Origin of the sequence: Blastomonas ursincola (assembly GCF_013607875.1) — a bacterium.
Classification (GTDB): Bacteria; Pseudomonadota; Alphaproteobacteria; order Sphingomonadales; family Sphingomonadaceae; genus Blastomonas; species Blastomonas ursincola.
Genome location: NZ_VDES01000004.1, coordinates 15,039 through 32,508, shown reverse-complemented (window position 1 = coordinate 32,508; position 17,470 = coordinate 15,039). Strand labels below are relative to the sequence as shown.

18 protein-coding genes are annotated in these 17,470 nt (G+C 65.8%); 12 read left to right on the top strand and 6 right to left on the bottom strand.

Annotation, left to right across the window (positions count from 1 at the left end; genetic code table 11):
- Nucleotides 1-21 precede the first annotated feature (21 nt).
- From FG486_RS16935 to FG486_RS16905, 7 genes are all read left to right on the top strand, one after another.
- Nucleotides 22-375, top strand: coding sequence for a flagellar biosynthetic protein FliO (locus tag FG486_RS16935; protein ID WP_067512944.1), 354 nt, complete (start codon nt 22-24; stop codon nt 373-375).
- A 158-nt stretch (nt 376-533) separates the two neighbouring features.
- On the top strand, nt 534-1,364 hold the full coding sequence (gene fliP / locus FG486_RS16930; protein ID WP_181268446.1) for a flagellar type III secretion system pore protein FliP: 831 nt from the start codon (nt 534-536) through the stop codon (nt 1,362-1,364).
- Nucleotides 1,365-1,492: 128 nt separating this feature from the next.
- A complete protein-coding gene (locus FG486_RS16925; RefSeq protein WP_060979449.1) occupies nt 1,493-1,765 on the top strand; it encodes a flagellar biosynthetic protein FliQ in 273 nt (90 codons plus the stop codon).
- Complete coding sequence (gene fliR, locus FG486_RS16920; protein WP_060979450.1) at nt 1,762-2,544, top strand: flagellar biosynthetic protein FliR; 783 nt, start codon at nt 1,762-1,764, stop codon at nt 2,542-2,544. The genes FG486_RS16925 and fliR overlap by 4 nt, the downstream gene beginning before the upstream one ends.
- A gap of 4 nt (nt 2,545-2,548) precedes the next feature.
- Nucleotides 2,549-3,691: an EscU/YscU/HrcU family type III secretion system export apparatus switch protein gene (locus tag FG486_RS16915; RefSeq protein ID WP_181268445.1), complete on the top strand. Its 1,143-nt coding sequence runs from the start codon at nt 2,549-2,551 to the stop codon at nt 3,689-3,691.
- Nucleotides 3,692-3,752: 61 nt separating this feature from the next.
- Nucleotides 3,753-5,156 (top strand): flagellar filament capping protein FliD, encoded by a 1,404-nt coding sequence (gene fliD / locus FG486_RS16910; protein ID WP_181268444.1) that lies wholly within the window; start codon nt 3,753-3,755, stop codon nt 5,154-5,156.
- Between the two features lie 36 nt (nt 5,157-5,192).
- Nucleotides 5,193-5,585, top strand: a complete 393-nt coding sequence (locus FG486_RS16905; RefSeq protein ID WP_060979453.1) for a flagellar export chaperone FliS — start codon at nt 5,193-5,195, stop codon at nt 5,583-5,585.
- A 16-nt stretch (nt 5,586-5,601) separates the two neighbouring features.
- Here FG486_RS16905 and FG486_RS16900 read toward each other — a convergent pair whose 3' ends face one another.
- From FG486_RS16900 to FG486_RS16890, 3 genes are all read right to left on the bottom strand, one after another.
- Nucleotides 5,602-5,985, bottom strand: coding sequence for a limonene-1,2-epoxide hydrolase family protein (locus FG486_RS16900; protein WP_181268443.1), 384 nt, complete (start codon nt 5,983-5,985; stop codon nt 5,602-5,604).
- A gap of 81 nt (nt 5,986-6,066) precedes the next feature.
- On the bottom strand, nt 6,067-6,744 hold the full coding sequence (locus FG486_RS16895) for a COQ9 family protein (protein WP_066280753.1): 678 nt from the start codon (nt 6,742-6,744) through the stop codon (nt 6,067-6,069).
- Nucleotides 6,745-6,772: 28 nt separating this feature from the next.
- Entirely contained in the window at nt 6,773-7,684 is a 912-nt protein-coding gene (locus FG486_RS16890) for a DMT family transporter (protein WP_241695883.1), read from the bottom strand.
- A 72-nt stretch (nt 7,685-7,756) separates the two neighbouring features.
- On the opposite strand from FG486_RS16890, the gene FG486_RS16885 reads away from it, so the two are divergent.
- The 3 genes from FG486_RS16885 to FG486_RS16875 all read left to right on the top strand — a co-directional run bounded on the left by FG486_RS16885 (nt 7,757) and on the right by FG486_RS16875 (nt 10,988).
- Nucleotides 7,757-8,869 carry an alkene reductase gene (locus FG486_RS16885; protein WP_181268442.1) on the top strand — a complete coding sequence of 371 codons (1,113 nt, stop codon included), beginning with the start codon at nt 7,757-7,759 and terminating at the stop codon, nt 8,867-8,869.
- Nucleotides 8,866-9,666 (top strand): sterol desaturase family protein, encoded by an 801-nt coding sequence (locus FG486_RS16880; RefSeq protein WP_181268441.1) that lies wholly within the window; start codon nt 8,866-8,868, stop codon nt 9,664-9,666. The genes FG486_RS16885 and FG486_RS16880 overlap by 4 nt, the downstream gene beginning before the upstream one ends.
- 92 nt (nt 9,667-9,758) lie before the next feature.
- Nucleotides 9,759-10,988, top strand: coding sequence for a threonine synthase (locus FG486_RS16875; protein WP_181268440.1), 1,230 nt, complete (start codon nt 9,759-9,761; stop codon nt 10,986-10,988).
- 116 nt (nt 10,989-11,104) lie between these two features.
- Here the strand turns inward: FG486_RS16875 and FG486_RS16870 are convergent, their stop codons facing one another.
- Together FG486_RS16870 and FG486_RS16865 are read right to left on the bottom strand one after the other, a co-directional pair.
- Nucleotides 11,105-12,208: an acyl-CoA dehydrogenase family protein gene (locus tag FG486_RS16870; RefSeq protein ID WP_181268439.1), complete on the bottom strand. Its 1,104-nt coding sequence runs from the start codon at nt 12,206-12,208 to the stop codon at nt 11,105-11,107.
- Between the two features lie 160 nt (nt 12,209-12,368).
- Complete coding sequence (locus FG486_RS16865) at nt 12,369-13,544, bottom strand: acyl-CoA dehydrogenase family protein (RefSeq protein WP_181268438.1); 1,176 nt, start codon at nt 13,542-13,544, stop codon at nt 12,369-12,371.
- Nucleotides 13,545-13,719: 175 nt separating this feature from the next.
- Here FG486_RS16865 and FG486_RS16860 point away from each other — a divergent pair, with 175 nt between their 5' ends.
- Entirely contained in the window at nt 13,720-15,396 is a 1,677-nt protein-coding gene (locus FG486_RS16860; protein ID WP_181268437.1) for an FAD-dependent oxidoreductase, read from the top strand.
- Between the two features lie 38 nt (nt 15,397-15,434).
- Here FG486_RS16860 and FG486_RS16855 read toward each other — a convergent pair whose 3' ends face one another.
- The gene (locus FG486_RS16855) at nt 15,435-16,229 is read right to left on the bottom strand and encodes an enoyl-CoA hydratase/isomerase family protein (protein ID WP_181268436.1); all 795 of its coding nucleotides are present in this window, start codon (nt 16,227-16,229) and stop codon (nt 15,435-15,437) included.
- A 155-nt stretch (nt 16,230-16,384) separates the two neighbouring features.
- Here FG486_RS16855 and FG486_RS16850 point away from each other — a divergent pair, with 155 nt between their 5' ends.
- On the top strand, nt 16,385-17,092 hold the full coding sequence (locus FG486_RS16850) for a class I SAM-dependent methyltransferase (RefSeq protein ID WP_066281070.1): 708 nt from the start codon (nt 16,385-16,387) through the stop codon (nt 17,090-17,092).
- Nucleotides 17,093-17,470: the final 378 nt, after the last annotated feature.

Genomic DNA, 17,470 nt, shown 5'->3' with positions numbered 1-17,470 from the left:
GGGAATTGGAAGCGGACCGGAATGACTTATTACATCATCAAACTGCTGATCATGCTGCCGGTGATGGGCGGCATGATCTATGGCAGCCTCTGGCTCTACCGCAAATACCAGCCCGGCATGATGGCCCGGCTCGATATGGCCGGCCCGCAGCGCGAGCTCAAGGTCACCGAGACGGTCAGCATGGGCGTTTCGGGCAAGCTCGCCGTGGTCGAGTTTGCCGGACAGAAAATCCTGCTTTCGGTAACGCGCGCGCGGATCGACACGATCGCCAGCGCGGATGCCGGAACCGGTCCGGCCAGCGCTAACCTCCCCCCGGCGGCGCTGGCCGGACATAATCGCGATCTGCTCGCCGCCCTTCGGGAGCGCGGCGCATGAGCTTTCTTCGGACCATGATCCGTTTGTCCCGAGCGAAGTCGAGGGACGTGATCGGAACCGGTGCACCTACGTCCCTCGACAAGCTCGGGACAAACGGATGGGGGCGTCAGCTCGCTGTCATCCTGGCAAGCTTGGCAATCCTGATTTCTACCCCCGCCATGGCCCAGCAGGCCCCGGCCCCGGCTACCCCCACTGCTGCTGTCACCGGCCAGGCTGCACCCGCGACCCCGGCTGCTCCCGCTGCCACCACGACCAATCCCGCTCCCGCCGCAACCCCCGCCACCGGCTCTGCCACCGGCACGCCCGGGGCGTCCGAGGCGCTGTCCCAGGCGCTCGATGACGTGGCGGGCAATGGCAAGCCGCTCACGCTCAGCCTGCAGATCCTGGTCGTCATGGGTCTGCTCACCATCCTGCCGTCGATGGTGCTGATGATGACCAGCTTCACGCGCATCATCATCGTGCTGTCGATCCTGCGCCAGGCGCTGGGCCTGCAGCAGACGCCGCCCAATCAGGTGCTGATCGGCCTGGCGCTGTTCCTGTCGATGTTCGTGATGGCCCCCACCTTTACCCAGATCAACGATCGGGCGGTCGCACCTTATGCTGCCGACACGATCGAGCTGGAAACCGCGATCCAGATCTCGGGCGAGGAATTCCACAAGTTCATGATCAAGCAGACGCGTCAGACCGATCTCAAGCTGTTCATGGACATGGCCAAGGCCAAGCCGGTTGCTGCGCCGAAGGATATCCCCTTCTCGATCCTGCTGCCTGCCTTCGTCACCAGCGAGCTCAAGACCGCGTTCCAGATCGGCTTCATGATCTTCCTGCCGTTCCTGGTGATCGACCTGGTCGTGGCCTCCACGCTGATGGCCCTGGGCATGATGATGCTGTCGCCCACGATCATCTCGATGCCGTTCAAGCTGCTGCTGTTCGTGCTCGTCGATGGCTGGGCGCTCACCATGGGCTCGCTCGCCGGATCGTTCGTGAATTAGTTAACCCGGTCCCCTGCGCCCCCTCCGTTTGTCCCGAGCGAAGTCGAGGGACGTGATCGGAAAGGGTGGCGCAGACGTCCCTCGACACGCTCGGGACAAACGGGGACCTGATTGGATCGCACGCTGATATGGAACAGACCGACTATTTCATTGGCCTGGCGCAGCAGACGCTGTGGATCACGGCGCTGGCCTCGGCCCCGCTGCTGATCCCCGCGCTGCTGGTCGGCGTGCTGCTGGGCATGGTCCAGGCGGCGACCTCGATCAACGAGGCGACCTTGAGCTTTGTACCCAAGCTGGTCGTGCTCGGCGTGATTCTCGCGCTGTTCGGCGGGTCGATCCTGTACCTGATCGCCGATTTCACCGTCGAGATGTACAGCCGCATTCCGGATTTGCTGCTGTGATCGCACCGGGCTTTGCCGGCGTCGAAGCGCAATTGTGGATCTGGATCATGGCGATGATCCGGCCCGGCGCGGCGTTGATGGCAGCCCCCGTGTTCGGTGCGACCTCGGTTCCGCTCCAGGTACGCATCATCCTGTCGGCGATGATCGGCATCGCCGCGACCAACAGCGCCACCATCAACCTGCCCGATGCAACGCTGGTCAGCTATACCGGCTTCCTGTTCATCATCGGCGAGATCGTCTGCGGCGTCGCCATCGGCTTCGCGCTGCAGATCGGCTATTCCGCCGCCTTCGTCGCGGGCGAGCTGATCAGCAACGCGATGGGCCTGGGCTTTGCCTCGATGGCCGATCCGCAGAGCGGCCAGTCGAGCCCCGTGATCGGCAGCTTCCTGTCGATCATCGCGGTGCTGCTGCTGCTAGCGATTGACGGGCACCTGATGCTGATCGCGATCATCGTGCGCAGCTACGAGGCGCTGCCGCCGGGCGATGCGATGCTCTCGCCGCGGCTGATCATGGACCTGGTCGAATTCGGCGCGATGCTGTTCTCGATGGGCCTGGTGATCGCGCTGCCGGTCGGCGCCGCGCTGATCATCGTCCAGCTGGTGATGGCGATGCTCGCGCGATCGGCGCCGCAGCTCAACCTCTTTTCGGTCGGCATCCCCGTGGCGGTGCTGGCCGGCATCGTGCTGCTCGCGATCGCGGCGCCGGTGCTTGCCGATGGCGTGATGCGCGCAATGGAAACCGGGCTGGAACAGTCCGAAGTCATGGCAGGGGAGGGCTGACGCGATGGCAGACGGCCCTTCAGGTGGTGGCGAAAAAACCGAACTCCCTACCGAGAAGCGGCTCAGGGAGTCGCGCGAAAAAGGTGATGTCCTCCAGTCCAAGGAACTCGGCACCGCGATGGTCATCATCGGCGGCACGATGGCCTTCGTGCTGTTCGGCGACATGATGGTCTCGTCCATTGCCGGCATGCTGCGCGCCGCTCTGGTGTTCGACATCTATCAGGCGACCGATTTCAACGTCGGCCAGCGCACGCTCAGCCTGCTGATGCCGCTGGCCCTGCCGTTCGGTGGGCTGTTCCTGTTCCTGCTGGTCGCCTGCGTGGCGACGCCTGCCGCGCTCGGTTCGCTTGGCTTCCGCTGGAGCGCCATTCAGCCCAAGGCATCGAAGATGAACCCGATGTCGGGCCTGAAGCGCATGTTCGGCACGCACGGCCTGATCGAGCTGGTCAAATCGATGGCCAAGGTGCTGCTGATGGGCACGATCGGCGTGGTCATGATCATGTCGATGCTGCCGCAGATGGCTGAGCTCGGCCATGGCGACGTGCGCCAGGGCATTGCCGCGTTCGGCGACCTGTTCTCGATGACGCTGATGGCGATGGCGGGCGCGCTCGGCCTGATCGCGCTGATCGACGTTCCGGCGCAATGGTTCCAGCGCAACCGGAAGCTGATGATGACCAAGCAGGAGGTCAAGGACGAGCACAAGGAGGTCGAAGGTTCGCCCGAGCTCAAGCAGGCGGTGCGCCGGCGGCAGTACGAAGTGCTCAACGGCTCGACCCGCAAGGCGGTCGAGGATGCGACCGTTCTGCTGGTCAACCCGACCCATTTCGCGATCGCGCTGCGCTATGACCGCGAGCGCGATCCCGCCCCAGTTGTGCTAGCGCGCGGGCGCGGGGCGATCGCCCAGGCGATGCGCGAACTGGCGATGGAGCGGGGACTCACGATCCTGCGCTACCCGGAGCTTACCCGCGCGATCTACTTCACGTCGAAGCCCGGCCAGATCATCGACGAGCGGCTGTATCTGGCCGCCGCGACGCTGCTCGCCTTCGTTTTCCGCATCAACGAGAAGATGGATGTGGGCTTCGGCCAGCCCGAACTCGACGTGCCCGCAGACCTGCGCTTCGACATGGACGGCAAGCCGCAGAAATGAGTCGGAAAAGGCCTTAAGCCCGCCCGCACCGCGCCGTTAATCCTTTCAGAAGGAACTGGTGATGGTCACGAATAGCGGAATTTCCAACGTCATTACCGGCTTTACCGGCGTCAACAGCGCCCAGCTGGTTAACGATCTCGTCACGGCCCAGCTTGAGCCGAAACAGTCGGATGTCCGCAACCGGCAGAACCTGAACCAGGCGCGCATCTCCGCGCTCGCTTCGGCCTCGTCGGCGCTCGAGACCTTTTCCAAGGCGCTGGGCGAAGTGCTCAACGGCCGTCAGCTGACCGGCAATCTCGTTTCGACCCGCGGCGATCTGGTCGCGGCCAGCTTCATCCCCGGGCAGAAACCGCAGGGCCTGCCCGCCACGGTGCAGGTCAGCCAGCTCGCCGCCGCGCAGAGCATGGTCTCGGCCAGCAGCTTTGCCAGCACCAGCTCGACGGTCGGCGAAGGATCGCTGACCATCACGACCTCGGCTGGCAGCTTCAACGTCACCATCGATTCGACCAACAATTCGCTCGGTGGCCTGCGCGACGCGATCAACGCGACCAACAGCGGTGTCACCGCCAGCATCGTCACCGACAACAGCGGTTCGCGGCTGGTGATGCGCGGCAGGGAAGGCGCCGCCAACAGCTTCACCGTCACCGGATCGGGCGGCGCGGCAACGCTCGATGCCTTTGCCTTTCCCCCGGCAGGCGGCGCGGGCATGAACTCGGTCACCACGGCGCGCGACAGCATCATCAACGTCAACGGCATCCAGCTGACCAACGCCAGCAACCAGATCGACACCGCCGTTCCCGGCGTGCGCATCAACCTGCTCGCGGCGGCGCCCGGCACCAATGTCGTGATCAGCGGCGACCAGCCGACCTCGTCGGTCAAGGATATCGTCAACGAGTTCGTGACCGCCTATAACGATCTGCGCGGTGCGCTGAATTCGGCGACTGCGCCGGGTCTCGATGGCGCGAGCGGCGGTCCGCTGGCCGGCGAACGGGCCGCACGCGACATGATGCGCTCGATGGCCTCGCTGACCACCAAGCAGCTCACCGACACCGGCGCCTATCGCTCGCTCGCCGATATCGGCGTCAAGACCAACCGCGACGGCACGCTGACGCTGGATTCGGTCAAGTTCGACCGCGCACTCGCTGCCGATCCCGAAGGCATTGCCCGGATGCTCGAACCGGCGACGCCGACCGCGGGCAATCCTGGCCTCGCCAAGGCGTTCGAGGACGTGAAGACCGCGCTCAAGGCACCCAACGGCTCGCTGACCGGCGCGCAGAACCGCCTGAACAAGATCGCCTCCGACCTGACCAAGATGATGGAGAAGGTCGAGGAGGACAGCGACAAGTATCGCGAGCAGCTCGAAAAGACCTTCGCCGCCATGGACCGCCAGCTCACCGTGCTGCGCTCTACCCAGAGCTATATCGAGCAGCAGGTGTCCGTCTGGACCAACAGCGGCGACAACTGAGACAACCAAAACACATAGAATGACAAGGAAAACCGCATGAGCTTCATCTCTCCGCGTCGCCACATGGGCAGCTATCAGGCCGTCGATACGGTCAGCCGTGTCGAGGGCGCCAGCCCGCACCAGCTGGTCGTCATCCTGTTCGACGAGCTGCTGCTGCGGCTCGATGCGGCGATCCGTCATGCCCAGCGCGGCGAGGCGGTGCCGATGATCCAGGCCCGCGCCCGCGCATCGGCCATCGTCATCGCGCTGGAAGAAAGCCTGGACTTCGAAAAGGGCGGTGAACTCGCGCTCGCGCTCGCCCGCATCTATCGCGAGGCCAGCCGCCGCATCAACGCCGCGATGAGCCCCGACAAGGTCGACGTGCTGATGTCCGCGCGCCAGATGCTCGCCGAGATCGCCGAAGCCTGGAAGCGCATCGCCCCGAAATGAGCGGCTTGCCGCAGGATTATCCTGTCGGCCATTCCGACAGGATGGTCGCGACATCGAAATAGTCGCGCCAGTAGCGGATTCTTCCGTCCTCGATCTCGAACACGCCCGTCACCGGCAACTCGACCCATTTGTCGACCAGCCGGTGCCGGTCCAGCCGTTCGAGCATCACCACATTTCCACCGACCGCCGAGCGCAGAACGCGAAACTCGTTCTCCAGCGTCGGCGAGAAAAATGGTTGCAGCACCGCCCGGATGCCATCGGGTCCATGCACCGTCCCGAGCGGTGGCGGATTGATATATTCGCAATCCGGCGCGACCCATTGCAGCGCGGAGTCATAGTCGAGCGGTTCCATCGCCTTCAGAAAGGCGAGCGGGACGGCGAGCGGATCGGTATTGGACATGCGACGGGTCTCCTGCAGCTGAGCGGGCAGGGTGCCGAGATCAGCGTCGCAAGGCCATTACGTCGCACGTCATGCGCGTGATTATCGCGCCGGGTAGCGCAGCCGTCCCAGAAAGCGCGACAGGCTCAGGCTCTCGCCCTTGTTCGTCCATTTGGCCTTGGCCTTTTCGAACTGCATCACATTGTCGATGCGGCGTTCAAGGAACGCGTGGGTGTCGGCAAAATCGGGGCTCTCGTCGTCGAGAAACGCCATCAGCGTCGAGCCATAGACGCCCGAGAGGATCATGCGCTTGGTATAGTGGTTGTAATCGGTGGCGGTATCGCCCGCGAGCCGCCACATCAGGTCGGCCGTGCGCCACGAGATTCGCGCGGTGCGGGCGAGATTGGCGGGCAGCGCCATGATCGCGGTCGCGCGGCGCAGCGCCTCGCGCTGGTGCGCCACCGCCTCGAAGCGGAAGGCGACGAGCGCGCGGATACGTTCGCGGATCTTCATCGCGGCGATGCGCTCGGGCGGAAAGGCTTCGATCATCTGCGCGTCGATATGGCCGATCCAGGCATCGATCATGTCCATCGGCCCGGTGTCGAAGGCGAGCGTCGCAAGGCCTGGCTCCACGCCCTGTGCAGCGGCGGCGGCATCGCGCGCGGTCGGCGTCCAGCCGTCGAACACGGCCTCGTCGGCAATAAACGGCGGCAGGAACTGGCGCACCTCGTCCATCGTCGGGTCGGCAGGCAGGGTGTCGAGCTTGGTCGGGCGGTACATGCGGGTGCCTCCATGAATGCTCCCACAGTTAGGGAGCCGGGGGCGAAGCTGCAAGCCGCGCCGCGCGCCGCGCTTCAGGCAGGCGCACCAGCACCAGCGCGACGCCGATCAGGACCATCCCGATCGTGTCGAAGAGCGACAATGTCTCGCCGAATACCCGCCAGCCGATCAGCGCGGCGATCGCGGGCTGGCTGAGCAGCGCGATGCCCAGCACCACCGGAGAGAAATGGCTGACCGCATAGACCATCGCCCCCTGGCCGAAGAGCTGGCAGACCAGAGCGAGCAGCAGCACCGGCGTCCAGTCGGTCGGCCAGACCGGCTCGCCCAGCAGCACCGCGATACAAAGCATCGGGCCGATGCCGAAGATGGTCGACCAGACCAGCACCGACCAGCTGCCCATCTCGCCCCGGACGTGGCGGATGCTGAGCAGATAGACCACGTAGAGCACGCCCGCCAGCAGGCAGAAAAGATCGCCGACCAGATTGCGGACATCGAGCTCGTAACTGCTGCCCATCAGCAACCCTGCGCCAAGGATCGCGAATGCCACTGCGCCCAGTTCCGCCCGATGCGGCCAGACGCGACCGATGACGAAGCCGTAGACGACCAGCATCACGCTGCCCATGTTGCCGAACAGCGTCGAATTGGCGAGCTTGGTGCGCTCGATGCCGAAATTCCAGCTGGCGAGGTCGAGCGCGAAGGCGATGCCGCTCAACACCAGCAACCACCAGATCGAGGTCCGATAGCCGGTCATCGGCTCGCGCTGTTGCCGGGCGATCAGGAACAGCACCGGCAGCGCCAGCGTCAGCCGCCAGAAACCGGCGGAGACCGGCCCGGTATCGGCCATGCGCACGAACAGCGGCCCGGTGGCGAGCGCGACATTGGCGAGGATCAGCGCGAGGATCGCGAGAATCCCGCCCCGCTCGGTTGCTTTTGTCATCATCGGCCTTTAGCCATTCGGTTAAACGCTGTCGCGGGGCTTTTCCCGATGGCGCGCGAAGGAGAGATGCTGCCCATGCCCACCCTGTTCGATCCTGTCCAGCTTGGCGCGATCAGCTGCCCCAATCGCATCCTGATGGCGCCGCTCACCCGCTGCCGCGCGACACGTGCGCACGTGCCGGTGCCGCTGATGGGCGAATATTATGCGCAGCGCGCCAGCGCGGGGCTGATCATCTCCGAAGCGACCGGGATCAGCCCGGAGGGGCTGGGGACGCCCTATGCGCCGGGCATCTGGAACGACGAGCAGGTCGAAGGCTGGAAGCCGGTGGTCGAGCGCGTGCACCAGGCAGGCGGGCGGATCATCTGCCAGCTCTGGCATATGGGGCGGCTGGTGCATCCCGATTTCAACGGCGGCAAGCCCCCGGTCTCGGCCTCGGCGACGCGGTTCGACTATCACGCGCATACCTATGAGGGGACCAAGCCCTATGAGACCGCGCGCGCGCTCGAGGTCGGTGAAATCCCGCGCATCCTCGACGATTATGCCCGCGCGACCGAGAATGCGCGCCGCGCCGGCTTCGACGGGGTGCAGATTCACGCCGCCAATGGCTATCTGATCGACCAGTTTCTGCGCTCCTCGTCCAACCTGCGCGACGACGATTATGGCGGCGCGGTCGAGAATCGCATCCGCCTGCTGGGCGAGGTGGCGCAGCACCTGGTCGGGGTCTGGAGCCACGACCATGTCTCGGTGCGCCTGTCGCCCAATGGCGAGACGCAGGGGGTGAACGACGCGACGCCCGAAGCGACATTTACCGCCGCCGCCGCGCTGCTCGACAAGATCGGCATCGCATTCCTCGAACTGCGCGAGCCGCCGATGGACGGCACCTTCGGGGCGAGCGACGTGCCGCCGGTCAGCCCGCACATCCGCAAGGTGTTCTCGGGTCCGCTGGTGCTCAACAGCGATTACGATCACGACAAGGCGGTCGCGGCGATGGCGGGCGGCATTCCCGATGCGATCAGCTTCGGTCGCACCTTCCTTGCTAATCCGGACTTGCCCGCGCGGCTGGCGGTCAATGCGCCGCTCAATCCGGACAATCCGGCGCGCTGGTATGGCAGCTCGCCCGAAGGCTATACCGATTACCCGACCATGGACGAACAGGGAATCCAGCCCGAGGCCGCTGCCGCGTCATGATCGCCAGTGGCCAGCCCTGGCTGATCAGCGCGGTGCTGCTGGGCACGGCGCTGGCGCTGCTGCTGGCCGAGGCGCTCTTCCCGCGCCGCCATCGCAGCCTGCCGGCGGCTAGGCGCTGGCCCGCGCATCTCGGCTTCGTGCTGGTCAACATGCCGATCGAGCGCGGGGTGCAGGCGCTCATCTTCATTGCGCTGTTCGGTGCGGTGACGGGCTATGCGCCGCAGCCCGATTTCGGCCTGCTGCCGATGACCGGCCTGCCCGGCTGGGCGCAGGGGATCACCGCGATCCTGCTGCTCGATCTGGCGGTCTGGGCGCAGCACTGGGCGACGCACCGCGTGCCTTTGCTCTGGCGGATGCACCGGGTGCACCATGCCGATCGCGATCTCGACGTGTCGACCGCGCTGCGCTTCCATCCGCTCGAGATCGCCCTGTCGATGCTGTTCAAGATGGGCGTGGCACTCGCGCTCGGTGCGCCGCTCTGGGCATTGATCGTGTTCGAGCTGCTGCTCGCGCTGCTGCCGATGTTCAACCATGCCAATCTGGCGCTTCCGCTTTGGCTTGACGACGTGCTTCGGCTCGTCATCGTCACGCCCGACATGCACCGGGTGCATCACAGCACCCGCCGCATCGAGCATGACAGCAATTATGGCTTCTGCCTGTCGATCTGGGACCGGCTGCTTGGCACCTATCGGGCGCGGCCGAGCGGCGGGCATGACGCGATGACCATCGGTCTTATCGACTATCCCGGTCAGGAGACTGCGCGCTTCGGATGGGCGATGCGGCTTCCGTTTCGCTAAGTAGATCAACAAAACATTGAAATGAAAGCCGAAAAGCCCAATTGGGACGGACAAGCCTGCCGATCACCGGGGGCAGGGAGAGCGCGACGACCATGCCCTTGCTGAGCAACATCCTGGCCGAACGGCAGAGCTTCGTCACGCATCTCGAATGCTCGATGACCGGCGATCGCTGCGAGGCCGATCAGGTGCACGGGCTCTCGCGCGTCGGGCGGCCGTTGCTGGTGCGCTATGACCTTGCCGCCCTCGCTGCGCATCTGGACCGCGATGCGCTCGAGCGGCGCGATACCGATCTATGGCGCTGGCGCGAGCTGCTGCCGGTGCGGCAGACGCGCGATATCGTCAGCCTGGGCGAGATCGAGACGCCGTTGGTGCCGCTTCCCCGGGCAGGCGGGTCGAATGTGCTGGTCAAGGACGAGGGGCGGCTGCCTACCGGATCGTTCAAGGCGCGCGGGCTGGTGATGGCGGTGTCGATGGCCAAGGCGCTGGGCGTGACGCGCATCGCGATGCCGACCAACGGCAATGCGGGCGCAGCGCTCGCGGCCTATGCCACGCGCTGCGGCATCAAGACGGTGGTTTTCTGCCCCGACGATACGCCCGAGATCAACGTCCGCGAGATCGCGCTGCAGGGCGCGCGGGTCTGGCGGGTCAACGGGCTGATCGACGATTGCGGCGCGATCGTCGCCGAAGGCGCGAAACAGGGCCGCTGGTACGATGTCTCGACGCTCAAGGAGCCCTATCGGATCGAGGGCAAGAAGACGATGGGGCTGGAGCTCGCCGCGCAGTTCGGCTGGCGACTGCCCGATGCGATTTTCTACCCCACCGGCGGCGGCACCGGGCTTATCGGCATGTGGAAGGCGTTCGACGAGCTCGAGGCCCTGGGTTGGATCGGCCCCGAGCGGCCGAAGATGTTCGCGGTCCAGGCTGCAGGCTGCGCGCCGATCGTCAAGGCGTTCGACGACGGGGTCGAGCATGCCGAGCGCTGGGAGAATGCCGAGACGATCGCAGCGGGCATCCGCGTGCCCCGCGCGGTCGGCGATTTCCTGATCCTGCGCGCGGTGCGCGAAAGCGGCGGCAAGGCGCTGGCGGTGGGCGATGACGCGATCGAGCGCGCGGTGGTGCAGGCGGCCAAGCAGGATGGGCTGCTGCTCTGTCCCGAAGGCGGCGCGACGCTGGCGGCCTATCACGATGCGCTCGCCGCCGGTCTTGTCGGCAAGAGCGATCGGGTGGTGCTGTTCAACTGCGCGACGGGGCTCAAATACCCGATGCCCGACGATTCCCGCACGCTCGACCGCCACGCGCCGATCGATTTCGACGCGCTTTAGGTTATTCCATCGTCATTCCCGCGAACGCGGGAATCCCGCTTTGTCCCTAAAGCCTGGCGCAAGAGCGGGACCCCCGCTTTCGCGGGGGTGACGGTGACGGATTCGAAATCGAAGGCTTAAAGCGGAAACGCCTGGCGGATCGCGAGCAGCCGGCGCAGCGCGCGGCCCAGCGGCAGTTCCTCGGACATGCCCATGCCGCCGTGCAGCTGGATCGCCTGCTTGCCGACCTCGACCCCGTCCTCGCTGACCGCGCGATAGGCGGCGCGCGCGGCGCGGGTGGCGGCTTCGGCATCGCCCGCCAGATCATGCGTCACCGCCTCATAGACCAGCGAGCGCGCCTGATCGAAGGCGACCTGCATGTCGACCATGCGATGCTGGAGCACCTGGAACGAGGCGAGCGGCACGCCGAACTGCTTGCGATCCATGGTATAGGCCTGGGTGGCGAGGCACACCCGGCGCATGATGCCGGTGCCTTCGGCCGCGAGCAGCAGCCGCGCCTTGTCGATCACCTTTTCCAGCGCCTCGGCGGCCGCGCCGGGGCCGAGCAGCAGAGCGTCCGCGCCGAGCGTCGCGCCGTCGAGCTTCACATCGGCGACCCAATGGTCGTCGCGCAGGCGATAGGGGGTGACCGTGACGCCCGCGCCGTCGGCGGGGACGAGGAACAGGCCGAGGCCCGCCGAACCGCTGCCCGGCTCGCCCTCGATCCGCGCGAGCACGATGATCGTTTCGGCCGCCGCCGCACCATGGGCGAGCGACTTGTGGCCGGTGAGCGTCCAGCCGTCGCCGCTATTGCTGGCGGTGGCTTCGCAATACCAGATGTCGTGCCGCGCGCGGGGCTCGTGCAGCGCCACGCCGACCGGCGCACCGCCCGAGACGATGCCCTCGATCAGGTCGCTGCGGCTCTGCGTTTCCGGGCTGGCGGCGATCAGGCCCCCGGCGAGGATGGTGCTCGCGAGTACGGGTTCGACCACCAGGCCTTCGCCCAGCACCTCGAACAGGCTGACGCAATCGCCCAGGCCCGACTGGCCCTCGGCCTGCAGACCGCCATCGGCTTCGGAAAAGGGCAGCATCAACCAGCCGGCCTCGGCCATCTCGGACCAGAGCGCGGTGTTGAGCGGGCTCTCGCCCATCTGGCCGAGCTTGTCGTCGGCATAATGTTTCTGGGTGAAGCGGCGGGCGCTGTCGATCAGCAACTGCTGGTCATCATTGGGTGCGAACATGGAGAATGCGTCCTTGCACTATGTCCGTGTGTCCCGAGCCCTTCGACTGGCTGGCAAGCCAGCCGCTCAGGGTAAACTTAAATCGAGGGACGTGCGCACACGTGTCTCGACTTCGCTCGACACAAACGGGTTAGGTATTGGCTAATAATTGCGAAGGCGATCAGATCCCTGCGGCCATCATCTTGGCGAGAATGTTCTTCTGCACCTCGTTGGTGCCGCCATAGATCGACTGGGCGCGGCCGAAGAGGAAGACCGACATCGCGTGCTCGCCTTCCTGGCCATAGGGATGGACCGGATCGTTCGCCGGACGCGGCAGCGCGGCAGGACCCGCAATGTCCAGCGCCAGTTCGGACACGTCCTGCGACAGCTCGGTACCGAGCAGCTTCAACGGCGCGACCAGCCGCATCGCCTCGGCCGACTGGCTCGGTGCCTCGAGCGCGCGCGCCTCGAGCGCCGCCAGCTTGGCGAGCCGCTGTTCGAGCGAGTCCAGCCTCTGCGCGATCACCGGATCGTTGATTGGCGGGTTGATGAAATGGCTGGCCGAGCTTGCCCATTCGCGCAGACGGATCAGGTCGCCGGTGGTGCGGGCGACCCCGGCAATGCCGGCGCGCTCGTTGCCGAGCAGGAACTTGGCATAGGTCCAGCCGTCATTCTCGTTGCCGACAAGGTTCTTCACCGGCACGCGCACATCGGTGAAGAACACCTCGTTCAAGTGGTGCATCCCGTCGATCGTGCGGATCGGACGCACCTCGATGCCGGGCGTGTTCATGTCGATGAGCAGGAACGAGATGCCGTTCTGCTGCTTCACCTCGGTGTTGGTGCGCACCAGGCAGAAAATCCAGTCGGCCCAATGGCCCTGCGTCGTCCAGGTCTTCTGGCCGTTGACGACATAATGGTCGCCGTCGCGCACCGCGCGCGTCTTCAGACTGGCAAGGTCCGATCCCGCGCCCGGCTCCGAATAGCCCTGGCACCAGAAACGGGTGCCGTTGAGGATGTGCGGCAGATGCTCGGCCTTCTGCTCTTCGGTACCGAAGGTGTAGATGACCGGGCCTACCATGGTCAGGCCGAACGGGCTGTAGGACGGTGCGCCCGCCTTGGTCGATTCATCGGCAAAGATGCGCTTCTTGGCGAGCGACCATTCGCAGCCGCCATATTGCTTGGGCCAGCCGGGCGCGCCCCAGCCGCGCTTGGCACGGACGCCCTGCCACCAGGCCGTCAGCTCCTTGCTGCTGTTGGCAAAGCCATCGGCAGCGAAGCGCTTTTCGGGCGGCAGCTCGGCATCGAGAAACGCGCGAACCTCGGCGCGGAAGCTCTCCAGGTCTTCGTCTTCGGTCATGATCCTCACCTTGTCCTGAACGGGATTGTTGGGCGCTAATCTGCACCGCCACCACCCAAATGCAAGCCGCGATGCCAAGAAACTGACGCATTGGCGCGATAGCATGATAGGCTTGGCAATGCGGTACCGGAGCTGACGCTACGGCGCACTAAGGTCAGGCGAAAGGACGCAGGAAATGGGCAATTCGGCACCCGGCGCGCAGCCGGTCGACAGCAGCGATCCCTATGCCCGGCTGGAACAGACCTTCCCGGTGCTGAGCGAGGACATGGCTGGCCGAATCGCGCGTTTCGGGCATCGCGAGACGCTGGCCGACGGCGATCATGTCTTCCATCGCGGCGAGCGCGGAGTCGATTTCTTCCTGGTCGGATCGGGCGAGATCGAGATCATCGATCATGGCGATCATGGCGAGGAGGGCATCGTCCACCGCCATTGCGCGCGCCAGTTCACCGGCGAGCTCGACCTGTTCAACGACCGCAAGATCCTGGTCAGCGGGCGCGCTGTGGGCCCGACCGAAGTGATCCGGGTCAAGCGCGCCGATTTCCGGCGGCTGATCGTCGCCGAACCCGATATCGGCGAGATCATCATGCGCGCCTTCATCCTGCGCCGGGTCGCGCTGATGCAGCACCAGCAGGGCGCAGTGACCCTGGTCGGCCCGGCGCGCAGCGCGGACACGGTCCGGATCAACGCGTTCCTGACGCGCAACGGCTATCCGCACCGAACGATCGATTCGTCGACCGACCCCGATGCGGCGGCGTTTCTCGAAGGCTTCGGCCTCAGCGATGCCGATCTTCCGGTGGTGATTTCCGAAGAGCAGATCCTGCGCAACCCCAGCACGCACGATCTCGCCGATGCGCTGGGCGTCGCGGTGGCGATCGACCAGCAGCGGCTGCACGACCTGATCGTGGTGGGGGCAGGACCGGCAGGGCTGGCAGCGGCGGTCTATGCCGCGTCCGAAGGGCTCGATACGCTGATCATCGAATCGACCGCGCCCGGCGGCCAGGCGGGGACCAGCAGCAAGATCGAGAACTATCTGGGCTTTCCCACCGGCATTTCGGGCCAGGCGTTGGCAGGCCGCGCGCAGGTCCAGGCGCAGAAATTCGGCGCGCGGCTCGCGGTCTCGCGCGCGGCGACCGGGCTCGATTGCAGCGGCGGTCATTTTCGGCTGCAGCTCGAGGACGGCACGGTGGCCGAGGCGCGCGCGGTGGTCGCGGCGACTGGCGCGCGCTATCGCAAGCTTGACCTCCCCGACTATGCCCGGTTCGAAGGCGCGGGCGTCTATTATGCCGCGACCGCGATGGAGGCCCAGCTCTGCGCGAACCGCCCGGTCGTGGTGGTCGGCGGCGGCAACTCGGCGGGGCAGGCGGCGGTCTATATGTCGCGCTTTGCCGCGCATGTGCACATCCTGGTGCGCAGTGAAGGGCTGGCCGCGACCATGTCGAGCTATTTGATCGACCGGATCATGGCCTCGGACGCGATCACGCTGCACCCCTATAGCGAGGTCACCGCGCTCACCGGCGACACGCATCTGGAAGGGCTCGCCTGGCGCGACCGGCGCAGCGGCGAGGAGATGCAGATCGAGGCGGGCGCGCTGTTCGTGATGATCGGCGCGCAGCCCTGTTCGGACTGGTTACAGGGTTGCGCGAAGCTCGACGATGCCGGGTTCATCCTGACCGGCGACGGCTGCTCACCGTTCGAGACCAGCCGCCCCGGCCTGTTCGCGGTGGGCGATGTCCGCTCGGGCTCCGTCAAGCGCGTCGCCTCGGGCGTCGGCGAGGGATCGGTGGTGATCCAGGCGGTCCACCGCTTCATCGAGCGGCAGAAGACCGACGCAATGGGCTGTGGCGCGAAGTAAATCCTCCCCCAGCAAGCTGTGGGAGTATCTTGCAGGCCTCATCGATCCTTGTACTCCGGCGCCCGTTTTTCCATGAATGCCCGCCGCGCCTCGGCATAATCCTCGGTCATGCTGAGCAGGATCTGCTGGCGATCCTCGAGCGCCAGCGCCGCCTCGAAGCCGGGCGCGTCGATATTGCGGTTGAGCGCGTCCTTGCTGAGCCTCAGCCCCATCGGGCTGGCGAGCAGCATGTCGGCCGCGAGTGCCTCGGCTTTGGCAAGCATGTCCTCTGGCGAGGCGATCTCGCTGACGAACCCGGCGGCCAGCGCGCGCTCGGCCCCGACGAAGCGGCCCGACAGGATCATCTCGGCCGCGAGCGAACTGCCCACCAGCCGGGGCAGGAAATAGCTCGAGCCCATGTCGCAACCGCCAAGGCCGATGCGGATATAGGCGGCGTTCATGCGGAAATCGGGGGTGCAATAGCGCACGTCGCTCGACAGCAGCAGCGACATGCCGCCGCCGCACGCCGCGCCTTGCGCACAGGCGATGATCGGCTGCGGGCAGGCGCGCATCAGCTGCATCACCGTGGCGATCGCGCGCTGGGTGCGCCAGCCGCCATGCACCGCGCCTTCGCCCTCGCGCGGGCTCCAGCCCTTGAGGTCGAGCCCGGCGCAGAACGCCCGGCCCTCGGCGCGCAGGATGACGACGCGGACTGCGTGCCGGTCCTGGAGCCCGCGGAAATAGTCCTGCAGCGCCATGATCATCGGCTCGTCCATGGCATTGAGCGCTTCCGGGCGATTGAGCGTCACAGTCTCGATCGCGCCCTGGGTAGTGATCACAATCGGGTTGCTCATCGGCCCCTTGTCCTCTCCTGCCGCCAGATGCCCCGTAATGGGCCGCAGCGGTCTTGCTATGGTTAATCCGGTTTCAAGCTTCTGCTCGCCGGGCTAGACGCCATGGCCTGCCGAAAATGGCAATCCTACGTCAACCAGAAAGGTGTCCTGCCGCAATGCTGTCCTCGATCACCCAGCGCCTCAGGGGCCGGTCCGCCGGTGAGATCGTGCGGCTGATCGGGCACAATATCGTCTATCATGCCCGCGCGATGACACCCCAGGCGCGGCAGCGGGACCGCAGCTTCCAGGCGTTCGACGAGCAATGGGGCACCGATACCTTCGCGATGCGCGAGCTGCACACGCTCAGCGTCGATCCGGCGCTTGCGGCGCATGCCCGGCGCTATCAGGCGAGCAACGGCGCCAACATGCCGGTCTGGTTTGCCGACCTGAAGGTCGATTTCGCGCGCACCGCGTTCATCGATTATGGCTGCGGCAAGGGGCGCGCGGTGCTCGAGGCGGCGCGCTTCCCCTTCGCCCGCGCGATCGGCGTCGAATTCGCGCCCGAGCTGGTCGATATCGCGCTGAGCAACCGCGAGATCATGGCGAGCAAGGGCGCGCTCGTGGCACCGACGCAGTTCCTGTGCATGGATGCGGCGCGCTACCAGCCACCTGCCGATCTCGATCTGGTTTGTTTCTTCTACGATCCTTTCGATGATAGCGTGATGGCGCCGGTGGTCGACAGGCTCACCGCGCTGACCCAGCCGGTGTCGGTCATCTATCTGGAGCCCCATTGCATCGGGCAGTTCCGCCGATCGGGCCATTGGGCCGAGGGGCAGAGCGTGGACAATCTGGTGCTGCGCAATCCGGCTGCGCAGGCGCTCTGACGCTGCGGCGCCTGTCGCCTGGATACGGTGGTTAATCGGCATCTCATCTTCAAAATCATGACCTTAAGTCGTCATTCACTTGCCTTTTGTCTGTGGCAATGCTTAATCATCGCCAGGGGCGAGGTTTGCTGATTTCATAATGAAGCGGTTTATCCTTGCGGGTTTTCGCGCTGGACGATCGTCCGGTTTCGCGGTCTGTGATCCGGTGCACTTTGCCGGACGCAGGGGCTGCTAACCGGTCGTTCCCGCGCGGATTCTCGACGTTCCGAGGCGGGGTCGCACCCTCTCAATCCCTTCGGGGTAGTGGAACATTTGAACCGCATGGCGATGTGGCGGACTTGGGGCAGGATGCGCGGTCGGCAGGCCGTGATGGCCCGT

Coding starts and splice junctions, on each gene's coding strand:
- FG486_RS16890 (WP_241695883.1), bottom strand. CDS start 7,684: ATGATGACAAAAGCAACCGAGCGGGGCGGGATTCTCGCGATCCTCGCG.
- FG486_RS16895 (WP_066280753.1), bottom strand. CDS start 6,744: ATGTACCGCCCGACCAAGCTCGACACCCTGCCTGCCGACCCGACGATG.
- FG486_RS16855 (WP_181268436.1), bottom strand. CDS start 16,229: ATGAGCAACCCGATTGTGATCACTACCCAGGGCGCGATCGAGACTGTG.
- FG486_RS16870 (WP_181268439.1), bottom strand. CDS start 12,208: ATGTTCGCACCCAATGATGACCAGCAGTTGCTGATCGACAGCGCCCGC.
- FG486_RS16875 (WP_181268440.1), top strand. CDS start 9,759: ATGCCCTTGCTGAGCAACATCCTGGCCGAACGGCAGAGCTTCGTCACG.
- FG486_RS16915 (WP_181268445.1), top strand. CDS start 2,549: ATGGCAGACGGCCCTTCAGGTGGTGGCGAAAAAACCGAACTCCCTACC.
- FG486_RS16925 (WP_060979449.1), top strand. CDS start 1,493: ATGGAACAGACCGACTATTTCATTGGCCTGGCGCAGCAGACGCTGTGG.
- FG486_RS16880 (WP_181268441.1), top strand. CDS start 8,866: ATGATCGCCAGTGGCCAGCCCTGGCTGATCAGCGCGGTGCTGCTGGGC.
- FG486_RS16900 (WP_181268443.1), bottom strand. CDS start 5,985: ATGTCCAATACCGATCCGCTCGCCGTCCCGCTCGCCTTTCTGAAGGCG.
- fliD (WP_181268444.1), top strand. CDS start 3,753: ATGGTCACGAATAGCGGAATTTCCAACGTCATTACCGGCTTTACCGGC.
- FG486_RS16935 (WP_067512944.1), top strand. CDS start 22: ATGACTTATTACATCATCAAACTGCTGATCATGCTGCCGGTGATGGGC.
- FG486_RS16865 (WP_181268438.1), bottom strand. CDS start 13,544: ATGACCGAAGACGAAGACCTGGAGAGCTTCCGCGCCGAGGTTCGCGCG.
- FG486_RS16905 (WP_060979453.1), top strand. CDS start 5,193: ATGAGCTTCATCTCTCCGCGTCGCCACATGGGCAGCTATCAGGCCGTC.
- FG486_RS16860 (WP_181268437.1), top strand. CDS start 13,720: ATGGGCAATTCGGCACCCGGCGCGCAGCCGGTCGACAGCAGCGATCCC.
- fliP (WP_181268446.1), top strand. CDS start 534: ATGGCCCAGCAGGCCCCGGCCCCGGCTACCCCCACTGCTGCTGTCACC.
- FG486_RS16850 (WP_066281070.1), top strand. CDS start 16,385: ATGCTGTCCTCGATCACCCAGCGCCTCAGGGGCCGGTCCGCCGGTGAG.
- FG486_RS16885 (WP_181268442.1), top strand. CDS start 7,757: ATGCCCACCCTGTTCGATCCTGTCCAGCTTGGCGCGATCAGCTGCCCC.